Raw genomic sequence first — 18744 nt, 5'->3', positions numbered from 1 at the left:
TATACTTCATCGCGTATAAAGCTGGTTAATAACGCTGAAGGGTAAAAAATGTCGATTCGTTCATTGCAGGCACTGTGTTTAACCAGTTTTTTTATTGCGGATGTTCGTGACGGGCTTGGGCCCTTTCTGGGGATCTTTCTGACACAACGCCACTGGCAGCCCGATGATATCGGCTTGCTGATGACCGCTGGCGGCGTGGCAGGGTTGCTGGCAACGCTCCCTGCGGGCTTCATGACTGATGCATCGAAAAACAAGCGGCTGATTCTGGCGCTGCTCTGCGTGCTGATCACCGGCACGACGCTGCTGCTCTGGCTCAGTCAGGCAAATGCCGTGGTGGCGTTTTCGCAGATCGTGAGCGGAATATGTGCTGCGTTTGTCGGTCCGCTGATCACCGGGATCACGCTGGGTCTGACCGGGCAAAAAGGCTTTAGCGCGCAGATGGGTAAAAATGAGGCGTTTAACCATGCCGGGAATTTTATCACCGCGCTGATTGCCGGAGGGATCGCCTGGTACTGGGGCATCGGCGGTATTTTCATTCTCATGACCTGCACGATGTTATTAACGCTCATCGCACTGACGGGCATTCGCCGCAGCGATATAGACGATGATGCCGCGCGAGGGCTGGAGTCTGGCGCATCCGCTCAGGTCCCCGATTTCTCGGTGCTGGCCCAAAATAAACCGCTGCTGATCACCGGTCTGACACTGCTGCTGTTTCATCTGGCCAATGCGGCGCTGTTACCGATGCTCAGCATGAGAATCGCGGCAGCGCCCGGCTCCGTCAATCCCGGCCTGTACGCTGCCGCAACCGTGATTATTTCTCAGATGGTGATGATCCCGGTAGCAATCTGGACCGCCGGGCGCATCGACAGAGTCGGCTACTGGCGCCTGATTATGCTGGCGCTGCTGATCATGCCCGTCCGGGCGGCGCTGGCGGCGAGTTCTGCCGCCCCTTTAATGATGGTGCCGGTGCAAATACTTGATGGTTTCGCGGCTGGCGTACTGGGCGTGGTAGTGCCGAGCTTTATTGTGGTGCTGCTGCGCGGAAACGGTCATGTCAACGCGGGCCAAAGCGTGGTGATGCTGATGCAGGGCGTCGGCGCGGCCATGAGCCCGGCCCTGACGGGTATGATTGCAGGGCATTATTCGTTCGCTACGGCGTTCAGCGTTCTGAGCGTTATCGCCCTGACGGGGCTGCTGATCTGGTGGCGATATGCCCCGTTACTTTCAACACAGTCTTGTATGGAGACAAGCTAAGTCGTCGGTCACGCGGGGCGAAGCAAGCGTAAACATAGCCTGCAGAATCAGGCCAGATTCAAACCGAACAGGCGGCTCAGGGCAATTCTGCCGCTGTCGGTGACGCTCACTTCACGATAACCCTGCGTGCGGGATATCCACGTTTTTTGCAGAAAAAGCGTCATTAATGCCTGCCCCGCATCGCCTCCCAGATGGAAGCGTCTTTCGCTCCAGTCAAGGCAAGGGCAGCAAGCCTTGCGGCGCGGGCGCGGATTGAGCACCGCGCCCAGACGTTGAAAATGGGCTTTCCCGGCCGGAGTCAGCGCGTAACCGTCCGCTTCAAGCCAGTTTTCCTGCAGCAGAAAATCGTAGATTTTTACCGCCAGCTCTCCGGCCAGATGGTCATAACAAGTTCGTGCATAACGCAGAACGACCGGCGTCCGCGACGCAAAAGTTTTGTGGTTATGCATGGAAACCCCCATCAGGTTTTCCAGCAATCCGGCGATATGGTGGCCAGCCAGGCTGTAATACCGGTGGCGCCCCTGCGTCAGGCAAATCACCAGCCCGTTGCTGAGCAGCCGGGTAAGATGACCGCTGGTTGTGGAGGCGGCGATGCCCGCCACCGCACTGAGTTCAGTCGCGGTCCACGCGCGTCCGTCCATCAGGGCACACAAAATACTGACCCTTGATGGGTCAGATATTGCTGAAGCCACCAGTGACATGGATTTTTCAAGAGACTCATCCGGCTCACTGTCGTATTCGGTTTGAAGAAAATTCATGCAGAAGGTATCGCCCATTGTTGAGTGACTTCAGCCGCGCGGATATCGTCATCCGTCAGCAGAATAAGCCGGTTATCGTGGTCGCTGTACTGTACCAGAATGTTAATGCCATTCCGGGCGAGTGTCTGGGCGATTTCGCCCAGCTCGCCCGGCTGTTTCTGGGGTAGTTTTCTTATCAGCGGGCGTGACAGCTTTCTCACGTCAAAGCCAGCATCAGTCAGAACCTGACGGGCTTTTTCACCGTCTTCTATCAGGAAATGCGCATGCCCCGCTTCTGCCGTGGAAAATACGCCGCCGCCCTCCAGCCCCACACCGTTCATGCCCAGAATACGGCCAAGGGAGGCCAGCGAACCGGGTGAATGGTCGAGGATCACGTGAATGTCATACATGCTGATGCGCTCCTTTACCGGAAGACTTGTCGGAAGAATAGTCACGAAATACACGGGCAACGCGTATTCTGTAGAATGAAAAAATCGACTGTTTACCCTCTTTCTGCGCGGCCAGATGCATCAGATTCTGTTTCCACCCTGCCACCGACTCTTCATCTTCCCACCATGATAATGAAAGGATTTTTCCGGGCGTGGTCAGGCTCTGGAATCTCTCAATGGAAATAAATCCCGGCGTGTCCGATAACAATGGTTTCAGTTCTGCCGCCAGTTCAAGGTACCGCTCACGCGCTTCGGGTACTGCATCTGCCTCAAAAAGTACTGCGATCATCGTTCTGCTCCCTCATGAATTTCGTTCAGCTTATTACCGGCAAAAATCAGATGCTTCGGTCAACACCGAAGTGTGTCTGTTCCCTGCGGGCAGGAACGGCATCCGGGGAGGCATGATCATGAATTTGTCTCATGTTCAGTGAATTTAAATCACTTTTTTTCACTCAATGACTCAGGCATAAAAGAGTCATCGCGATTCACTCTTAAAAATACGAAAACGACTGAAATAACGTAGATTTTTCAGCAGCCGGGACACCTGATAACAATGAATAAAAAACTGACATTTACCCTTAAAAGCATCCGTTTCGACGAGAATTATAACCCCTCGGAAAATACGCGTATTACCACCAATTTTGCCAATCTGGCAAGGGGTGAAAAACGCCAGGAAAACCTGCGCAACACCTTAGTGATGATCGATAATCGCTTCAATTCCCTGGCGAACTGGGATAATCCTAATAAAGACCGGTATTGTGTCGAACTCGATATTATTACTGCTCAGTTGAATATTGATGCTGAAGGCAAGGCCGACAGCTTCCCGGTGATTGAAATACTGAAAACAACTATCGTTGATAAAAAAACCCACCAACGCATTGCAGGCATTTTAGGAAATAACTTTTCCTCCTATGTGCGTGATTATGACTTTAGCGTTTTACTGCCAGAGCATAATAAGGATCAACCTGAATTTAGCCTGCCGGATAATTTTGGCGAATTACATGGGAATATATTCAAACAATTTTTAAAATCAGAGACTTACAAAGATAATTTTACTAAAACACCGGTTATCTGCCTGAGTGTTTCAAGTAAAAACACTTACTATCGCACGGGAAATAAACACCCTGTATTAGGCGTTGAATATCAGCAGGATGAACTCTCCCTGACTGATGAATATTTCGCAAAAATGGGATTACGGGCGCGGTATTTTATGCCTGAAAACAGCGTTGCGCCTCTGGCATTTTATTTTTCTGGCGATTTGCTCAGTGATTACACTAATCTTGAGCTTATCAGCACCATCAGCACGATGGAGACTTTTCAGAAGATTTATCGCCCTGAGATTTACAATGCTAATTCTGCGGCAGGATTGCAATATCAACCCAGCCTGAATTACCAGGATTATTCTTTAACCCGTATTGTTTATGACCGGGAAGAACGTAGCCATCTGGCTATTGAGCAGGGGAAGTTTACTGAAGAATGCTTCATCAAACCTTACCAAACTGTTCTTGAACAATGGTCTGCCCATTCCGCTCTCTGATTAACCATAAAAAATATAAGGTCACCTGTGTATGAAAAAATTATTACCGACATCGACTGCGGGCAGTTTGCCTAAACCTTCGTGGCTGGCACAACCTGAGGTGCTCTGGTCCCCGTGGAAATTGCAAGATCAGGAATTAATTGACGGCAAAAAAGATGCCCTGCGTTTGTGTCTGGAAGATCAACAGCAGGCAGGTATCGATATTGTCAGTGACGGCGAGCAAACGCGTCAGCATTTTGTCACGACCTTTATTGAGCATCTCGAGGGCGTTGATTTCGAGAAACGTGAGACGGTTAAGATCCGTAATCGCTATGAAGCGAGTGTGCCGACAGTTGTTGGCCCGGTGAGTCGCAAAAAGGCCGTTTTTGTTGAAGATGCGAAGTTTTTGCGCCAGCAAACTACACAACCGATCAAATGGGCTCTTCCTGGGCCGATGACGATGATCGATACGCTTTATGACAACCACTATAAAAGTCGCGAGAAACTCGCCTGGGAATTTGCCAAAATTCTCAATGAAGAAGCCAAAGAATTAGAGGCTGCTGGCGTCGATATCATCCAGTTTGACGAACCGGCCTTTAACGTGTTCTTTGATGAAGTGAATGACTGGGGCATTGCCACGTTAGAAAGAGCCATCGAAGGGCTGAAATGTGAAACGGCTGTGCACATTTGCTACGGCTATGGCATCAAAGCCAATACCGACTGGAAAAAAACGCTGGGCACAGAGTGGAGACAATACGAAGAGATTTTCCCCAAACTGCAAAAATCTAATATCGATATCATTTCACTGGAATGTCATCACTCGCATGTTCCGATGGAACTGATGGAGCTTATCCGCGGTAAAAAGGTGATGGTGGGTGCCATAGACGTGGCGACCAATACCATTGAAACCCCGGAAGAAGTCGCCGCAACGCTGCGGAAAGCCCTGCAGTTTGTAGACGCCGATAAACTCTATCCTTGCACCAACTGCGGCATGATTCCTTTACCCCGTGGCGTCGCCAGAGGCAAGCTGGATGCATTAAGTGCAGGCGCAGAAATTGTCCGCAAAGAACTGCTGGCTAAATAACGTCGCCAAATAGCCGATCACTTAAAAAGAATTTTGTCTGGGTTGCGCGATCATTTCGATCGCCAACTATCCGGAAACCCGCCTGAGGTGTAAGCAGCCCCGTTTTACGCCTGTTTGTTGTTTTGCCCGTGCGCTTTTTTACCCCTGTCACGGACGAAACTATTCCGATAAAGCGCGTAGCCGCGTTATGCCTTATAAGGCTGCGCGGCAATATCAATATCGATGTTAATCGTGTCACCGACCAACGACAGCAGACTGTCCATCGCGAAAGCAGAGCGGGAAATCGCCGTGTGTGCGTGCAGAATCAGGGACTTCGCGCTGGCGTCATTCATAACAGCATCCAGCACAACCGGTCTTTGGATATTTTTGATAGTCAGCATGCCAAAAATCTTAAATTGCCCATTTCCCGACTGCGTGACTTTTTGACTGGTGAACGTGACCCAGGGATAACGGTTTTCATCAAAGAACATACTGCTCTTTAACTGATGCGTCAGCAGCAGGTTCGAAGCCTCCAGCGAGGAAACCGGAATTCTGACATCTATATGATTCTGCATGTTTTGCTGATGATCTAAAAAAGCATCGCCGGATACCTGCGATAAATTCGCCTGCGAGGGATGTGTGCTGAGCATGACCCACGACAACGTAATGGTTGTGCGATCTGCGTTGATAACATAATGCTCCGGGGTGCCGGAGAAAGATAAAGATGCATAACCCATTGATAAAATAAATAAAAACGCTCGCAGCATGAGGGGTTCTCCAGAGGTTGACTCTGAGTAAACGTTTCAGCTGTTGTTTCTATTCGGTTGAAATCAGTATTAAGGCAAAAGCAGTGATGCACTGAGCATATCCTGCCCCGCCCCCATCAAATCCGAACGGAGCGCTTCCACCACTTCAGGGTCGAGCCCACCGCGCGCTGCGGTCTCCTGCATTATGATGAGGCTTTTTTCCGGCGAATATGCCGGTTTGTAACAACGGGCTTCACGCAGCGCGGCATAGCAGTCGGCGACCGAAATAATGCGCGGCCCGAGATCGAGCTGTGCACCGCGCAGATGGAAGGGATATCCCTTGCCGTCCGGCCGTTCATGATGAAAGCTGGCCATCCGGGCGATGTCCTGCATGCCGGCAATCCGCGAAAGAATTTTCCAGGTGAACTGCGGGTGTATATGGATCTGGCGGCGTTCGAAATCCGTCAGAGGCTGCGCTTTGGTGAGCAAGGCGGCGGGGACAACCAGTTTACCTAAATCATGCAGCAAACCGGCGACGCGGATCCGCGCGACACCTTTTTTAGAAAACCCGTACATTTGCGCAAGCCTGGCGGCGATACCTGCCACCACAACAGAATGTTGTGCGGCTGAACGGCAATGCAGGTCAATGACGACAGCCAGCAGGGCAGACAGTTGCGTCATTTCATTGTCACTTAACACACGGTCAGCAAAGGGTGAAAAGGACGCGGCTGTACTGATAAGCGTGGCAGAGGCGAATTCCGCCCAGAATTCCTTTTCCAGTCCAAGCTCGCGTAACGCCAGCATGTCGTCGAGCAGGTAACGGGATCCGATGGAATCACACAGGGTTTCGACCGCGCGCACCGGATAATGACCGCGTGGAAATTCATGCAATGCCAGTAAATCCAGATTATCGGCCAGATCCAGCAGGCGGTTTTCTGAATGCTGCCGGCCTCTTGCGACGATCAGACCCGCGCTGTCGGCCAGTAACGGGATATCCGCAAGTTGGCTGGCGCAATCGTGCGGAGCATGTGCCCCCCTGCTGATATCACGTAAAAGTGCAGCAATGAACAACCGCTGTTGTGCCAACAGACTGAACTGGCGCTGACGGGCAATATTCATCACGATATAAGCACGCCGCACACCACGATGTCCGTTTTCAGGGCTTAACAAGTCCAGCGCAGAAGAAAATCCGATAAGAAAATCCGTAAAGGTAACGTCCACGTAACCACTCCCACTCATTCAACAATGCGAGAAGGAAACCGGATTTCAGGATGACAGACAATTTAATTGCCCAAAGTGGGTATATATAGGTTTTTATTCCTTAATGGTATCTTTGACAGATATAATAATTGGCTTTTTTCCCTATGCTGGCTGAAGTTTTTACCTATACCTTTCACAGATTCTGATCGCGGAATGTAGACTGTATAATATTAATCTTAGCGGTGTGTAAATCCGAACGGGTTTGATGTGGCTTTACTTATTACTGTCAGGATCAGATGAAGTATCTCATTGATAACGAAATAGAATTCAACTCAGACGATGGTACATTGCACTATCCTGCCAGCCAGGACGTGATCAAACTGACACTCCCGGCCGCACGGTTGCTGGAAGAATTTCTTTCATCAGAAGGGCGTGATCTGACGCGGGAATATCTGCTGGAAACAGTCTGGGACAAGCACGGCCTGCATGCTTCCGGCAATAATCTTAACCAGTACGTCAGTATTGTCCGCCGCAATCTGGCGCTGTTTGAATGCCACGAACTCATTATTACCCTCCCCAAAGTCGGTTTTAAACTGAATCCGGCGGTCAGTGTGCAACGCCTTGAAGCGCCACCGCCTGCCGGGCGGGTACCGGCCTCTCCGTCTCCGCTCAGAATGCAAACACCCGATTCAATTTCTGCTCCGGTTAAACCTGCACGGCGTGCTCTTTTTATTCTGCTCTGCCTGCTGGTTCTGGTTAGCCTGTCTTTCGGCGCGTGGAAATACGACGACGCCACCAACGGAATGACCGAAATAAAACAGCCCGACACCGGCTGCGATATTATTTTCCTTAAAGATATTTCGGACGATGCCAAAACTGCGGTGCTGGAACGGGTCAGTCACACACTAAAAACCAATAACCTGACGTGCAATAAAACCAACGTGCTCATTTATAACAGTGAATTATCCTATTCATCTCAAAACAACGCCCGAACACTGCTGTCCTTATGCACCCGCGGTAATAATAATGAGATTATTTCGTGTGATAACTTCTATCACTATAAGTGGATCAAACCATGATCATGATTAAAAAGAAGTGGTTCTATGCCACCGTCGCAACTGTTTGCGTCATCGCAGCAACCGTTCTTTATTTATGGCCATCCAAAGATATTCCCACCTTAAAATGTAAAGCCTTCGGCAAAGTGAATATGGATATTGAGCAGGGGCAACTGGTTTTTTCTATTGTTGAAAGCCTGCAATTTTACGATAAAGACAAAGGTATTATTCAGTACGAAGGCTATGTAAAGTCGGCCAAAGCCAGTACCTATCTTGAGCGTACCGTCTATCTCAGTCATGGTGTCAAAGTGGATAATAAAACCTATCATTTCACCATTGACAAAGTGACGCCGTCACCTTTGGATAACACGCCAGATACTGATTTCGACCAGATGTGGCTGGAAAACACGGGCGATAATGCCTCACTCAACATTGGTGTTAAGAAGATACGGGACCAGGCGTATGTAGTAAGCAGTACCTATTCCCCGCAATTTGTTTGTGTCGCGTACTGAACACGCCCGCATTCTTCAGGTTATTCATCTTTAATAAAAGTAAAATTAAGAATAAAAACCTATTTATGTTGCAATCTGACATATAAATTGATGACGATGGCCGGAAGAGTGTTTTATAGCCACTCACTGACGGGGTATCCGTCTGGCGGCAGAGTGGCAAAGACTGCTCAGCGCCGATCACTTAAAAAATAGGTAAACAAATGCGTACTAACACAATCAAACTGACTGTCGCTGGCAGTGCCATTGCGGTATTTATGGCTTTCTCTGGCCAGACTCAGGCTGTTGAACTGGGTGCAAAAGCGGGCACAAATTTCACTGAACTGAACGCCGGTATGGGCCGTCAGACATCCGGTCTTTATGTCGAGGGTAACTGGGCGAAGAACACTCAAAATGGCCGCCAGATTGGTGGCGTGAGCACCGGTTTTAATATTCCGGCAGGCCCGGCAATGATTAATCTGGGCGCGAAAGCGCTTTATATGCAGGGTTCTACTTCTGATAATGAAGGCGTGGCATTTCCCGTCGGCGGCGGTATTACCGTCCCCTTCACCGACAGTCTGGCATTTTATGCAGAGGGTTATGCAGCACCTGATGCATTAAGCAATCGTGTAAAATCTTATTCCGAAGCCGATGCCGGATTTAGCTGGATCCCGGTCGCGCCATTAAAAGTGAAAGCCGGTTACCGCTATGTTGGCCTTGACGGCACTGCGGGAAATCCTAATGAACGCATTATTGATGGTGCGTATTTAGGCGCAGAGATGGATTTCTGATTTAACGTTTAATGTGCTGCAAAGAGTGCATATTGCATTGACCCGGAATGTGCACTCTCCTGTTATTTTTCAGGACTGAAAAAATAGATCCGTTATTGTTTCACCAGTACCGGCTGTTCACGATATTCTGCCGGAAAATACTGCTTCAAATCTTTAATCTTCGGCAGATCGTTCACCACAATATACGGATAGTCCGGGTTATCGTTTAAAAAGTTCTGGTGATAAGCCTCAGCCGGATAAAAGTGTGCATTGCTTTCAACTTTGGTGACCAGCGGTTCGCTGTAACTGTGGCTGGCATTAAGCTGGGCAATGTACGCGTTCGCCACTTCCGCCTGCGCAGCGTTCATAGGAAAGACTGCTGACCGGTACTGACTGCCGGTATCCGGCCCCTGACGGTTTAACTCTGTCGGGTTATGCCCTACCGAGAAGAAGATGTGCAACAGTTCGCCATACGTTACTTGTGTCGGGTCGAAGGTCACTTTCACCGATTCCGCATGACCGGTCTCGCCGGTACTGACCTGCTCGTAACTGGCCGTTTGCGCCACACCGCCAGCATAACCGGACACCGCGCTGGTCACGCCTTTTACATGCTGAAACACCCCCTGAATCCCCCAGAAACAGCCACCGGCAAACAGCGCGGTTTCGCTGTGTGCAGTGCCTGCTGGCTCATCTTTTGCCGGTGCCGGGATCACGACCGCCGGTTCAGCGCCCCCGCCCCATGACCAGGCATTATTTTCGAACACGAACGCAGACGCCAGCATCAGCCCGGCGATCAGGCTGTAGTGGCGAAAGTTACGCCGGTTTTTCGATGCAATTTTCATAGTCAATTTCCTGACAGATTAAGCTTGAGGGGTGAACGTCATGGCCAGCCCGTTCATGCAATAACGCAGACCGGTCGGCTGCGGACCGTCATCAAACACATGTCCCAGATGGCCGCCACACCGGCGGCAATGCACTTCATCGCGCACCATACCCAGCGAGGTGTCCCGGCTGGTTTGCGCCGCATCGGCAAGAGGTTGCCAGAAACTCGGCCAGCCGGTATGGCTGTCGAATTTGGTCGCTGAAGAGAAAAGAGCAAGGTTGCAGCCTGCGCAGGCAAACTCGCCCGCACGATGTTCGTTGTTTAACGGACTGGAATAAGGACGTTCGGTGCCTGCTTCGCGCAAAATACGGTACTGATCATCGCTGAGGCGCTGATGCCACTGGGCATCCGTCAGCATGATTTCGAATTTCGCAGGTTTTACCTGCGCGCCGGCATTGCGGGAAAACAGTGACGGGACCAGCCCCATCATGGCCGCGGCAGATACCGCGCCACTGCCCAGCAGGAAATTACGTCTGTTAATCATTTTTGCCACCGATCCGGTTGCTGTCGATGGCATCAGATTACAAGGGGAGGGATTACGGAATCCTCGCGGAGAGTTAACGGTTTTGTGATAAATGGGGGGATTGTTTTAACTCCCTCCCCTGCGAAGGGGAGGGTTGGGGTGGGGTATTAAGGTCAAAAACTAAGGTCAGAGTGTATACGAAGATGGGGGTTGTCTGCTAAACCCCCTCCCCGCCTCCCCCTTCGCAGGGGGAGGAGCAGGTCAAATACCAAGTTCTCCTTTCACGTCTGCCCCCTCCCGCACAAACACCGGTATCCCGTCCAGTGGCGCGGAAGCCACTATAACCTCTCCTCCCTGATACCGTTCCCCATTCAGCCCCACCCAAATCTCCCCCGCCGGTAACCACACTTCCCGCTCGCGCTGACCGGCATACAACACCGGCGCGACCAGAATGTCTGCGCCAAGCATGTACTGATCTTCCACCTGCCAGCTTTCAGCCTGACCCGGATACTGATAGAACATAGTGCGCATCGCCGGATCGCCATTTTCATGCGCTTCCTGCATCACGCGGCTGATGTAAGGGCGCAGTTTTTCGCGCAGGAATAACCCGCTTTTCATCAGCTGGTAATTCTCTTCGCCGTAACTCCAGACTTCATTGGGTGCGCCGCTGTTGCATTGCGCAATGCCGTCACGCCACGGTTCTGACGGCTGGATTTGCGGTTCGCGGTAGCCATGTAAACGCATCACCGGACAGAATACGCCCCACTGGAACCAGCGGATCAGCAACTCATGAAACGCCGGATCATTCACATTCCCCCCCTGGAAACCGCCGATATCCGTCGTCCACCAGGGAATGCCCGCCAGCCCCATATTCAGACCGGCGGCAATCTGATTACGCAGCGCGTGGAAGGAAGAATGGATGTCGCCCGACCACGCCAGCACGCCGTAACGCTGGCTGCCTGCCCAGGCGCAACGCACCAGATTCACGATCTCGTGCTCACCTTCCTGCTGTAAACCGTCGTGAAAACCTTGCGCGAATTTTTGCGGATAGATGTTGCCCACTTCCAGCACCGGCCCGAGATGATAGCGATAGTTATCAAAATCATAAGCGCGGTATTCCGGCTCGGCTTCGTCCAGCCAGAAGGTGCGGATGCCCAGATCGTAATAGTTCTGCTTCACCTTATCCCAGACAAACTGACGCGCGCCGGGATGTGTGGCATCAAAGAAGGTACAGTTGCCGAGAAAATCCAGATTCACCGACACACCGCGATCGGTATTGACCAGATAACCTTTGGATTTCATTTCCTTATAATTGTCGGTGCGGCTGTCTACCGTCGGCCAGACCGACACCATAGTTTCGATGCCCAGCGATTTAAGCTCCGCGACCATGGCTTTCGGTTCCGGCCAGTCCACGGGGTCAAAACACCAGGTGCCCTGATTCGGCCAGTGGAAGAAGTCGATGACAATCACCGAAACCGGCAAATTGCGCCGCCTGTATTCACGCGCCACCTCCAGCACTTCCTGCTGCGTACGGTAGCGCAGTTTGCACTGCCAGAAACCGGTCGCGTATTCCGGCATTTGCGGCGCAGTGCCGGTCGCGCGGCCATACTGATGCAGGATGTCAGCGGGCGTGTCTCCGGCGGTGATCCAGTAATCCATCTGCTCCGTGACCTGCGCTTCCCAGCGGGTAATGTTTTTGCCGAATGTCGCTTCGCCAATCGCCGGATTGTTCCACAACATGCCGTAACCCAGGCTTGAAAGCATAAAGGGTACGCTGGCCTGCGAGTTACGCTGCGCCAGTTCCAGCGTGCAGCCTTTCAGATCCAGACAGCTCTGCTGGTACTGCCCCATGCCATAAATTTTCTCGTCCGGACGCGATTCAAAACGCACGGTTAATTGATGCTTGCCACCGGGAATGGCTTTAAATTCGCGGGCATCCATCTTCAGTGCACTGATGTATTTATCCTGACTCTTTTCCGTTGCGCCAATGCCCACAGTCGAACGCTGACGCCAGTACTCTTCGAGGATCAGTTCACCACGCAGGTTATAAAACGCCAGTTGCCCTTTGATATTCACCGTCGCGGTGATGTTGCCGTTGCGCAGCGTCAGGGTTTCTGTGCTGTGACTGATGTCTGCTTGTGGCTGAGTGTCCGCGGGCAGCAGCGCCCACAACGAATCATTGAGTTCAGGACGGCAGGTGGCGCGCACGCGCAGGCTGTTCTCGCCCCAGGGTTCAATCACCAGCGTTTGCTGATCAAAATGCCAGAGGATACGGTTCTTTTCGGCGATTAATTCGCTCATGCGGACTCCTGTGTATGCAAGGTGGCCTGAGGTTCAGGCTCATGTTCCCGGGAAATTTTTGACTGATTGATTTGTTTCATGGTGGCGTCATTAAGCTTGTACCAGCGCATCGACAGCGCGCTGAACATTGACAGCACGCCAGGCACCAGCGAGAACAGCGCGATAATCGACAGCATCGCGACAGTATTCTGCTGTGCGGCATGCGGCACGTAACCGCTCATGCCCAGCGTCCAGCCGACCACCGCCCCGCTCACCGCCATCCCCATTTTGAGGATCGCCAGCAAGGTGGAAAACACGGTGCCATCCATGCGTTTGCCCTGTTTGTATTCGCCGTAATCCACCACATCAGACATCATCACCCACATCAGCGTGGTGGTGACCTGATAGAAGGTGGAGACCAGCAAGGTCATGCCCACCAGCAGGGAAATCCACGCCGGAACGAAGAAAATCGCCGCGCTCAGCGCACCGGTCAGAATGGCGCACAGTGTGAAGGCCGCGAGTTTACTGCGGTTGCGGGTCAGCGGTTTAACCAGCAGACTGCCGAGACTTTTGCCGACAATGTGTGCCGCCAGCAGCCACATAAAGTAGCTGGCATTGCCGAGATAATAAGTGACGTAATACATCATTGCGCCGAGACGCACCACGCCGAAGGAGATGTTGAAGAAGATCAGCGCTGCCACCACCCGCCACTGATCGTTACGCACTAAGTCACGTAAATCGGAGAGAAAATTCTCATGTGTCGGCGGCGCGCTGATACGTTCTTTCGTATTGAGAAAACACAGCAGGAACATCACCACGGCAATCGACGCCATGATCGCCATCGCGCCAAAATAGCCGTCGAGTTTATTGCCACCGCCCATCATTTCCGCCAGCGGCATCATCAGGAATGTGGACATCGCGCCGCCGAGCGTAGCGAGGAAGAACCGATAGGATTGCAGGGAAATACGCTGGGTATTATCCGGCGTAATGATCGCGCCCATCGAGCAATAGGGAATGTTAATGGCGGTGTACATCAGCATCATCACGCAATAAGTGACGCTGGCGTACACCATTTTACCGCCCAGCGTCAGAGATTCCGGCACCGCGTAAACCAGTAAACAGCTTGCCCCGAAAGGTAACGCCAGCCAGAGAATATAAGGCCGGAATTTACCAAACCGGGTTTGTGTCCGGTCAGCGATCAGCCCCATCGCCGGATCCACAATCGCATCAGCGACGCGTGCAACAAGAAACATTGTCCCGACAAAGACTGCCGGTAATCCCACAACATCGGTGTAATAAAACGTCAAAAATATAATCACATTATCCAGACCAATATGGCTCGCCATATCCCCCAGACCGTAACTCACTTTTTCTTTTACGGATAACTTCGCAGTCATTTTTCGTCCTGCCTTTTGTAGGTTAAACACAAAAAAGTCAGTCCGTCCGTGGCCCGAGGACTTGTTATAGAATGGTTAAAAGCGAGTCACAATTACGAGATGTTATAAATTTCTTATGATTTTTGATTTGTGTGATACCGGTAACATGAGGAGGGGAAAGGATCTTGCAGTCCTTTGACCTGGCCTTTGAGTCAGGACCGTGGGTTGCCACCCACACAGGCTTCAAGGTCAAGGTCGTGGGCTAGCCGCCCACACTGGCCTCAAGGGGTGCGGCGATAGGCGCCCCTTGAGGCCAGTGTGGGTGGCAACCCACGGTTTTGACTTTAAAGTGTATTGAGCGCAATGCGCGCATCAGTAAATCCTTCCACATTATCGAAATACAGCGCGGGGCGCCTTCGCCGATACGGCCGGTGGCGTTCGCGCTTCAGAGATTGCTAAGATAGAGGCAGACCAATAAGAAATTCGGGAAGTGATGATGAGCACAGAATTGAGACAGGAAGCCTTTCACTTAATGCGCAAGGTTTTCCAGCAACACACCGCGAGATGGCAGCAGTGCATCCCGGAACTGACCAAACCGCAATATGCGGTGTTGCGCTCTGTCGCTGAAAATCCCGGCATTGAGCAGGTGCTGCTCACGGATGTCGCCGTCAGCAGCAAAGCGACACTGGCGGAAATGCTGGCGCGCCTTGAAACGCGCGGGTTGCTGGTCCGTGAAGCCGATCCGGCAGATAAACGCCGGCGTTTTATTACGCTGACGGCGGAGGGGAAAACGGTTCTCGCGAAAACCCAGCCCGTCGGTCAGCAGGTAGATACTGAATTTCTGGCAAGACTTTCTCCAGACGATCAACAGCATCTGGTGCGCCTGCTGAAGTCTATGACAGAGGATTCAGTATAACTTTGCCGTAAAGCCTTGCGGCTTGATGAGGTGAAGGCCCACTTCGTTCCATAATTCCAGTCATTAATCGATATTCAGCGCCTTGCCCAGGTGAACGCTCACTGATAATAAACCTCTGAAAATCAACTTATTACGATATTCGCTAATTGTTTTCGGCGATTGATGGGCATAACTTATACCCTCAATCTCAAAAGGGACTTATCAAAATGGCAATACCCGCTTACCTATGGCTTAAAGATGACGGCGGCGCTGACATCAAAGGATCTGTCGATGTGAATGGGCGTGAGGGGAGTATCGAGGTTCAAGGATTTGGGCACGGCTTGTTTTTACCTACTGACAACAACACAGGCAAGATCACCGGTACTCGTGTACATTCCGCGCTGACTTTTGAAAAAGAATTCGATAGCTCATCGCCCTACCTTTACAAGGCCGTCGCAAAAGGCCAAACCTTAAAATCTGCGGAGATAAGGTGGTACAGGATCAACGATGCTGGTCAGGAAGCTGAATATTTCAATATGCTGATGGAAAATGTAAAGGTCGTTTCTGTTTGCCCGCTAATGCATGATTGCAAAAACCCTGCCACTGATAAACATAACCATCTTGAGTCAATTTCACTGCGTTACGAGCGGATCACGTGGAAACATTGCGATGGGAATATCATTTTTTCAGATGCGTGGAATGACAGATGATCAAGTGCACGTTTCGGTTAAACGGAGCGGGTATATCAACGCTAAGTTGCCCGGGAATTGGTTTTTTCCCTGCATACTCAGGCAATCCCGCACAGCGCAACGATCCTGAACAGACAGCGGTCAAAAACATAGGACCACTACCACCAGGCAGGTACTACATCGTATCCCGCCCTGTGGGGGGTTTAATGTACAAGCAGCGTGATTGGCTTAAGTCAATTGTCAGCGGTTCAGATCATGCAGCGTGGTTTGCATTATTTCGCGATGATAGCTTGATTGATGACACGACTTTCATTGAGGATGTCGAACGTGGAAATTTCAGATTACATCCGGCTGGATATCAGGGGACAAGTAACGGCTGCATAACATTTACCAGTAAGTCACACTTCGATATCCTTCGAGAAGCATTACTCAAGACACCAACCACGATGGTTAGCCCAACAATGAAAGCGTTTGGCACAGTGCAGGTGTACTAATGAAACCATACCAATATATTCTGATCTGGATGGCTGGCTCGGCGTCTTTTGTCGTAATACTCGTCACCATTTTCGCCTTAATACCCGAAAATATCGCGTACTCACTTTTGACAGAAAAAACAGGTTTTATAACAGAACAATCATGGGCAAATATCTTTATGACCTTTATCCATCTGACTTCATTCCTGTTGAACATTTCACTGATCTGGCTTGTCGCCTTTTTACTGAGAAAGAAAGAGTAATCAAAGCCCGGCGGCAAGCCGGGCTGGTATTCAATACAGTGATGCATGGAAGGACCGCTTATGGTGAATAACCAGGATGTATAGATTGGTATAACTCAGGATGGAATAAGACGGCTAAATGCCGGGTTTTTTACATGCACGGAAGATCATCAAACTCATCCGTAGTGGCATCGTTGAAGCTATGCGTAACAACACCGAAAATTATTGTCGTCCCTCGAAACCACCGCCATCGATCAGGATGTCTGACTCAGGCCGCATCACGGGATGGATGTCAACGGAGAGTGAACGGTTGGAAGGAGGTTATACAGGGTCTATGATGGAGGACTAACGGGAGTTTTTATGATTGAAGAAGTCGTATTACTTGATGGTAAAAATCAACCGGCGGGCACCATGGACAAAGCGCTGGTGCATACCGGCCAGACACCCTTGCATCTTGCATTTTCCTGCTATATTCACAACGATCGCGGCGAAATCCTGCTGACACGACGCGCCCTGAGCAAAGTGGCCTGGCCCGGCGTCTGGACCAATTCTGTCTGCGGACACCCGCTGCCGGGTGAATCCCTGCGGGCGGCAGTTTGCCGTCGCTGTCAGTACGAACTGGGTTTATCCGTGGAGCAAATCACGTCGCTGGTTGACGAATTTCAGTATCGTGCCACCGATGCATCCGGGATTGTCGAAAACGAGTTTTGCCCGATATTTGCCGCTTTCACCCGCCAGCTCCCCGTACCGCGTGCTTCTGAAGTCATGGATTATCAGTGGGTTAAGCCGGAAGATTTGCTGAACAGCGTTCGGGCAACACCCTGGGCATTCAGCCCGTGGATGGTGTTACAACTGGGCCAGATCACGCAGGAAAACCTGAGTCTGCTGGGGTGATCTGAGGCGCACAAAGCGGACATGCTGCCAGTCAGGATCGTTAAACAAAGCCTGATACTGGCGACGATTTTTCGCGTAAGTTTTCAGCGTCCACAGAATAATTGAATCCCGGCTGAAGAAGCTTTTACGAAACGATTCGCGATTCCCCGTTCCCGCCCAGATTTCCTTTTGTGCCCATGCCCGCGTGGCGGCGCGTTTCACCGCCTGATATAACGTGCGCCCGAACGAATAATCCACCCACACGATCATATCGATTTCGCGCCATTTTACGGCCTGAGTACGTTTGTAATTTCCGTCAATCACCCAGCCGTCACTGGCCGCCAGTTTTTCTGTCAGACGGGCAAAAAATTCTTCATCCGGTGTGCCCTGCCAGTCCGGCTTCCAGAACAGCGCATCCAGTTCAATATAAGGAATATTCAGTTTCTGAGAAATGTTGCGCGCAAGCGTTGATTTCCCGCTTCCGCTGGTACCAATAACATTGATTTTCACCACATGATCCTTATCCGCTGCCGGATGTTGCATCTGGCCTGAAAAAAAAGGGCGCATATTATGCCGCAACATATTTCACTTGTACAAGCACATGAATTAACGCCCGCAACCATTACGCACAGAACTTAGTTGTCGTGTGAATGTATTGCCGCTGCGAATGGATGAACTATTTGTGCTTTTTTTTCGATTGCTAGCAACAAAATCTAAGATATCTTGCAGCCATACCTGTACAGAATGGCAATCTTTGTATAACTTCCTGTTACCCCTGCTTCATCATTAGTCCGTCTTTTACGGGCGTATTCAGCCTGACCTTTGGAAGAAAAATTGGATTTCCCTTCTTCCAAAGGTTTTTTTCATGGCTGGGGTTTTCGTGATGCACAACACAACGATCAGATGAGTCAGGGCCGGAAATTGTGAAGAAAAACTTCACAATACTCTCTTTTCTGACTGGCAATAGGCACTTTTCACGTGAGACGAATCCGCTGAAAAGTTTAAGGAGGTCTACATGCAAATCGAAGCAGAACAAACAGTTACAGAAATCAGTGATTATTTAAATGTGCGGGAAACGCCGACATTAAGCGAAGTTGAGATCCTCGGGACTATTGTTTCAGGACTTCTCTCCAGCCACTATCCGGTGAGTAATAAGGCCATCATTGAAGGTCTGGTGCGCCATCTGGAACAGGAGACCAACATCAGTAATCAGCAAGGTTGCCGTAACTTACTGGAACTGGTGTTACTTTCCACGCAGGACGATGTGATTTAAAAAATATTACCGGCCTGTT

The 18744-nt window shown here is 50.8% G+C and carries 21 protein-coding genes and 1 pseudogene; 11 read left to right on the top strand and 11 right to left on the bottom strand.

The genetic code is table 11. The features are described from left to right. Nucleotides 1-48 precede the first annotated feature (48 nt). Complete coding sequence (locus ABIC79_RS15880; RefSeq protein ID WP_112197588.1) at nt 49-1254, top strand: MFS transporter; 1206 nt, start codon at nt 49-51, stop codon at nt 1252-1254. A gap of 47 nt (nt 1255-1301) precedes the next feature. Here ABIC79_RS15880 and ABIC79_RS15875 read toward each other — a convergent pair whose 3' ends face one another. Genes ABIC79_RS15875 through ABIC79_RS15865 form a run of 3 tightly spaced genes read right to left on the bottom strand, consistent with a single transcriptional unit; the run spans nt 1302 to nt 2729 of the window. Further along, the gene (locus tag ABIC79_RS15875) at nt 1302-2012 is read right to left on the bottom strand and encodes an ArsR/SmtB family transcription factor (RefSeq protein ID WP_354567738.1); all 711 of its coding nucleotides are present in this window, start codon (nt 2010-2012) and stop codon (nt 1302-1304) included. Beyond that, the gene (locus ABIC79_RS15870) at nt 2009-2401 is read right to left on the bottom strand and encodes an amino acid-binding protein (protein ID WP_013577882.1); all 393 of its coding nucleotides are present in this window, start codon (nt 2399-2401) and stop codon (nt 2009-2011) included. Before ABIC79_RS15870 ends, ABIC79_RS15875 begins: the two co-directional genes overlap by 4 nt. Further along, on the bottom strand, nt 2394-2729 hold the full coding sequence (locus tag ABIC79_RS15865) for an antibiotic biosynthesis monooxygenase family protein (RefSeq protein WP_013577883.1): 336 nt from the start codon (nt 2727-2729) through the stop codon (nt 2394-2396). The genes ABIC79_RS15870 and ABIC79_RS15865 overlap by 8 nt, the downstream gene beginning before the upstream one ends. Before the next feature lie 264 nt (nt 2730-2993). Between ABIC79_RS15865 and ABIC79_RS15860 the strand changes: the two genes are divergently transcribed. Together ABIC79_RS15860 and ABIC79_RS15855 are read left to right on the top strand one after the other, a co-directional pair. After that, nucleotides 2994-3977 carry a DUF1852 domain-containing protein gene (locus tag ABIC79_RS15860; RefSeq protein ID WP_112151513.1) on the top strand — a complete coding sequence of 328 codons (984 nt, stop codon included), beginning with the start codon at nt 2994-2996 and terminating at the stop codon, nt 3975-3977. A gap of 31 nt (nt 3978-4008) precedes the next feature. Then, nucleotides 4009-5040, top strand: a complete 1032-nt coding sequence (locus ABIC79_RS15855) for a methionine synthase (protein WP_013577885.1) — start codon at nt 4009-4011, stop codon at nt 5038-5040. 185 nt (nt 5041-5225) lie between these two features. On the opposite strand, the gene ABIC79_RS15850 is transcribed toward ABIC79_RS15855, so the two are convergent. Continuing rightward, on the bottom strand, nt 5226-5786 hold the full coding sequence (locus ABIC79_RS15850) for a YceI family protein (protein ID WP_121019827.1): 561 nt from the start codon (nt 5784-5786) through the stop codon (nt 5226-5228). A 69-nt stretch (nt 5787-5855) separates the two neighbouring features. After that, entirely contained in the window at nt 5856-6986 is a 1131-nt protein-coding gene (locus ABIC79_RS15845) for an HD-GYP domain-containing protein (protein ID WP_354567734.1), read from the bottom strand. A 275-nt stretch (nt 6987-7261) separates the two neighbouring features. On the opposite strand from ABIC79_RS15845, the gene ABIC79_RS15840 reads away from it, so the two are divergent. From ABIC79_RS15840 to ABIC79_RS15830, 3 genes are all read left to right on the top strand, one after another. Beyond that, nucleotides 7262-8044, top strand: coding sequence for a winged helix-turn-helix domain-containing protein (locus ABIC79_RS15840; RefSeq protein ID WP_354567732.1), 783 nt, complete (start codon nt 7262-7264; stop codon nt 8042-8044). Continuing rightward, a complete protein-coding gene (locus tag ABIC79_RS15835) occupies nt 8041-8532 on the top strand; it encodes a FidL-like protein (RefSeq protein WP_014416560.1) in 492 nt (163 codons plus the stop codon). The genes ABIC79_RS15840 and ABIC79_RS15835 overlap by 4 nt, the downstream gene beginning before the upstream one ends. Nucleotides 8533-8732: 200 nt before the next feature. Then, entirely contained in the window at nt 8733-9299 is a 567-nt protein-coding gene (locus ABIC79_RS15830; RefSeq protein ID WP_013577890.1) for a YfaZ family outer membrane protein, read from the top strand. 92 nt (nt 9300-9391) lie between these two features. Here ABIC79_RS15830 and msrA read toward each other — a convergent pair whose 3' ends face one another. The 5 genes and pseudogenes from msrA to ABIC79_RS15805 form a co-directional block, all read right to left on the bottom strand. Continuing rightward, nucleotides 9392-10120: a peptide-methionine (S)-S-oxide reductase MsrA gene (gene msrA / locus ABIC79_RS15825; protein ID WP_013577891.1), complete on the bottom strand. Its 729-nt coding sequence runs from the start codon at nt 10118-10120 to the stop codon at nt 9392-9394. Between the two features lie 18 nt (nt 10121-10138). Beyond that, nucleotides 10139-10645: a peptide-methionine (R)-S-oxide reductase MsrB gene (gene msrB, locus ABIC79_RS15820; protein WP_013577892.1), complete on the bottom strand. Its 507-nt coding sequence runs from the start codon at nt 10643-10645 to the stop codon at nt 10139-10141. A gap of 240 nt (nt 10646-10885) precedes the next feature. Beyond that, nucleotides 10886-12925 carry a glycoside hydrolase family 31 protein gene (locus ABIC79_RS15815; protein WP_241917425.1) on the bottom strand — a complete coding sequence of 680 codons (2040 nt, stop codon included), beginning with the start codon at nt 12923-12925 and terminating at the stop codon, nt 10886-10888. After that, entirely contained in the window at nt 12922-14301 is a 1380-nt protein-coding gene (locus tag ABIC79_RS15810) for a glycoside-pentoside-hexuronide (GPH):cation symporter (protein WP_014416564.1), read from the bottom strand. Before ABIC79_RS15810 ends, ABIC79_RS15815 begins: the two co-directional genes overlap by 4 nt. A gap of 326 nt (nt 14302-14627) precedes the next feature. Then, nucleotides 14628-14725: pseudogene (locus tag ABIC79_RS15805) on the bottom strand (hypothetical protein); the annotation flags it as partial. A gap of 51 nt (nt 14726-14776) precedes the next feature. Here ABIC79_RS15805 and ABIC79_RS15800 point away from each other — a divergent pair. From ABIC79_RS15800 to idi, 4 genes are all read left to right on the top strand, one after another. Further along, complete coding sequence (locus ABIC79_RS15800; RefSeq protein ID WP_013577895.1) at nt 14777-15196, top strand: MarR family winged helix-turn-helix transcriptional regulator; 420 nt, start codon at nt 14777-14779, stop codon at nt 15194-15196. Nucleotides 15197-15402: 206 nt separating this feature from the next. Beyond that, nucleotides 15403-15885, top strand: coding sequence for an Hcp family type VI secretion system effector (locus ABIC79_RS15795; RefSeq protein ID WP_013577896.1), 483 nt, complete (start codon nt 15403-15405; stop codon nt 15883-15885). Then, nucleotides 15882-16358 (top strand): DUF2778 domain-containing protein, encoded by a 477-nt coding sequence (locus ABIC79_RS15790; protein ID WP_013577897.1) that lies wholly within the window; start codon nt 15882-15884, stop codon nt 16356-16358. The genes ABIC79_RS15795 and ABIC79_RS15790 overlap by 4 nt, the downstream gene beginning before the upstream one ends. Nucleotides 16359-16939: 581 nt before the next feature. After that, nucleotides 16940-17473 (top strand): isopentenyl-diphosphate Delta-isomerase, encoded by a 534-nt coding sequence (idi, locus tag ABIC79_RS15785; RefSeq protein WP_013577899.1) that lies wholly within the window; start codon nt 16940-16942, stop codon nt 17471-17473. On the opposite strand, the gene ABIC79_RS15780 is transcribed toward idi, so the two are convergent. After that, nucleotides 17426-17962: a P-loop NTPase family protein gene (locus tag ABIC79_RS15780; protein ID WP_041689187.1), complete on the bottom strand. Its 537-nt coding sequence runs from the start codon at nt 17960-17962 to the stop codon at nt 17426-17428. The two genes, idi and ABIC79_RS15780, sit on opposite strands and share 48 nt — an antisense overlap. A gap of 505 nt (nt 17963-18467) precedes the next feature. Here ABIC79_RS15780 and ABIC79_RS15775 point away from each other — a divergent pair. Continuing rightward, the gene (locus ABIC79_RS15775) at nt 18468-18725 is read left to right on the top strand and encodes a biofilm/acid-resistance regulator YmgB/AriR (RefSeq protein ID WP_014416568.1); all 258 of its coding nucleotides are present in this window, start codon (nt 18468-18470) and stop codon (nt 18723-18725) included. Nucleotides 18726-18744 lie beyond the last annotated feature (19 nt).

Origin of the sequence: Rahnella sp. 2050, from assembly GCF_040544515.1 — a bacterium.
Lineage (GTDB): Bacteria > Pseudomonadota > Gammaproteobacteria > Enterobacterales > Enterobacteriaceae > Rahnella > Rahnella aceris.
This window is presented reverse-complemented; position numbering and strand designations above follow the sequence as displayed.

What these genes read in the sequence shown, in the direction of transcription:
- ABIC79_RS15880 (WP_112197588.1), top strand. Translation starts at nt 49, where the DNA reads ATGTCGATTCGTTCATTGCAGGCACTGTGTTTAACCAGTTTTTTTATT.
- ABIC79_RS15875 (WP_354567738.1), bottom strand. Translation starts at nt 2,012, where the DNA reads ATGAATTTTCTTCAAACCGAATACGACAGTGAGCCGGATGAGTCTCTT.
- ABIC79_RS15870 (WP_013577882.1), bottom strand. Translation starts at nt 2,401, where the DNA reads ATGTATGACATTCACGTGATCCTCGACCATTCACCCGGTTCGCTGGCC.
- ABIC79_RS15865 (WP_013577883.1), bottom strand. Translation starts at nt 2,729, where the DNA reads ATGATCGCAGTACTTTTTGAGGCAGATGCAGTACCCGAAGCGCGTGAG.
- ABIC79_RS15860 (WP_112151513.1), top strand. Translation starts at nt 2,994, where the DNA reads ATGAATAAAAAACTGACATTTACCCTTAAAAGCATCCGTTTCGACGAG.
- ABIC79_RS15855 (WP_013577885.1), top strand. Translation starts at nt 4,009, where the DNA reads ATGAAAAAATTATTACCGACATCGACTGCGGGCAGTTTGCCTAAACCT.
- ABIC79_RS15850 (WP_121019827.1), bottom strand. Translation starts at nt 5,786, where the DNA reads ATGCTGCGAGCGTTTTTATTTATTTTATCAATGGGTTATGCATCTTTA.
- ABIC79_RS15840 (WP_354567732.1), top strand. Translation starts at nt 7,262, where the DNA reads ATGAAGTATCTCATTGATAACGAAATAGAATTCAACTCAGACGATGGT.
- ABIC79_RS15835 (WP_014416560.1), top strand. Translation starts at nt 8,041, where the DNA reads ATGATCATGATTAAAAAGAAGTGGTTCTATGCCACCGTCGCAACTGTT.
- ABIC79_RS15830 (WP_013577890.1), top strand. Translation starts at nt 8,733, where the DNA reads ATGCGTACTAACACAATCAAACTGACTGTCGCTGGCAGTGCCATTGCG.
- msrA (WP_013577891.1), bottom strand. Translation starts at nt 10,120, where the DNA reads ATGAAAATTGCATCGAAAAACCGGCGTAACTTTCGCCACTACAGCCTG.
- msrB (WP_013577892.1), bottom strand. Translation starts at nt 10,645, where the DNA reads ATGATTAACAGACGTAATTTCCTGCTGGGCAGTGGCGCGGTATCTGCC.
- ABIC79_RS15815 (WP_241917425.1), bottom strand. Translation starts at nt 12,925, where the DNA reads ATGAGCGAATTAATCGCCGAAAAGAACCGTATCCTCTGGCATTTTGAT.
- ABIC79_RS15810 (WP_014416564.1), bottom strand. Translation starts at nt 14,301, where the DNA reads ATGACTGCGAAGTTATCCGTAAAAGAAAAAGTGAGTTACGGTCTGGGG.
- ABIC79_RS15800 (WP_013577895.1), top strand. Translation starts at nt 14,777, where the DNA reads ATGAGCACAGAATTGAGACAGGAAGCCTTTCACTTAATGCGCAAGGTT.
- ABIC79_RS15795 (WP_013577896.1), top strand. Translation starts at nt 15,403, where the DNA reads ATGGCAATACCCGCTTACCTATGGCTTAAAGATGACGGCGGCGCTGAC.
- ABIC79_RS15790 (WP_013577897.1), top strand. Translation starts at nt 15,882, where the DNA reads ATGATCAAGTGCACGTTTCGGTTAAACGGAGCGGGTATATCAACGCTA.
- idi (WP_013577899.1), top strand. Translation starts at nt 16,940, where the DNA reads ATGATTGAAGAAGTCGTATTACTTGATGGTAAAAATCAACCGGCGGGC.
- ABIC79_RS15775 (WP_014416568.1), top strand. Translation starts at nt 18,468, where the DNA reads ATGCAAATCGAAGCAGAACAAACAGTTACAGAAATCAGTGATTATTTA.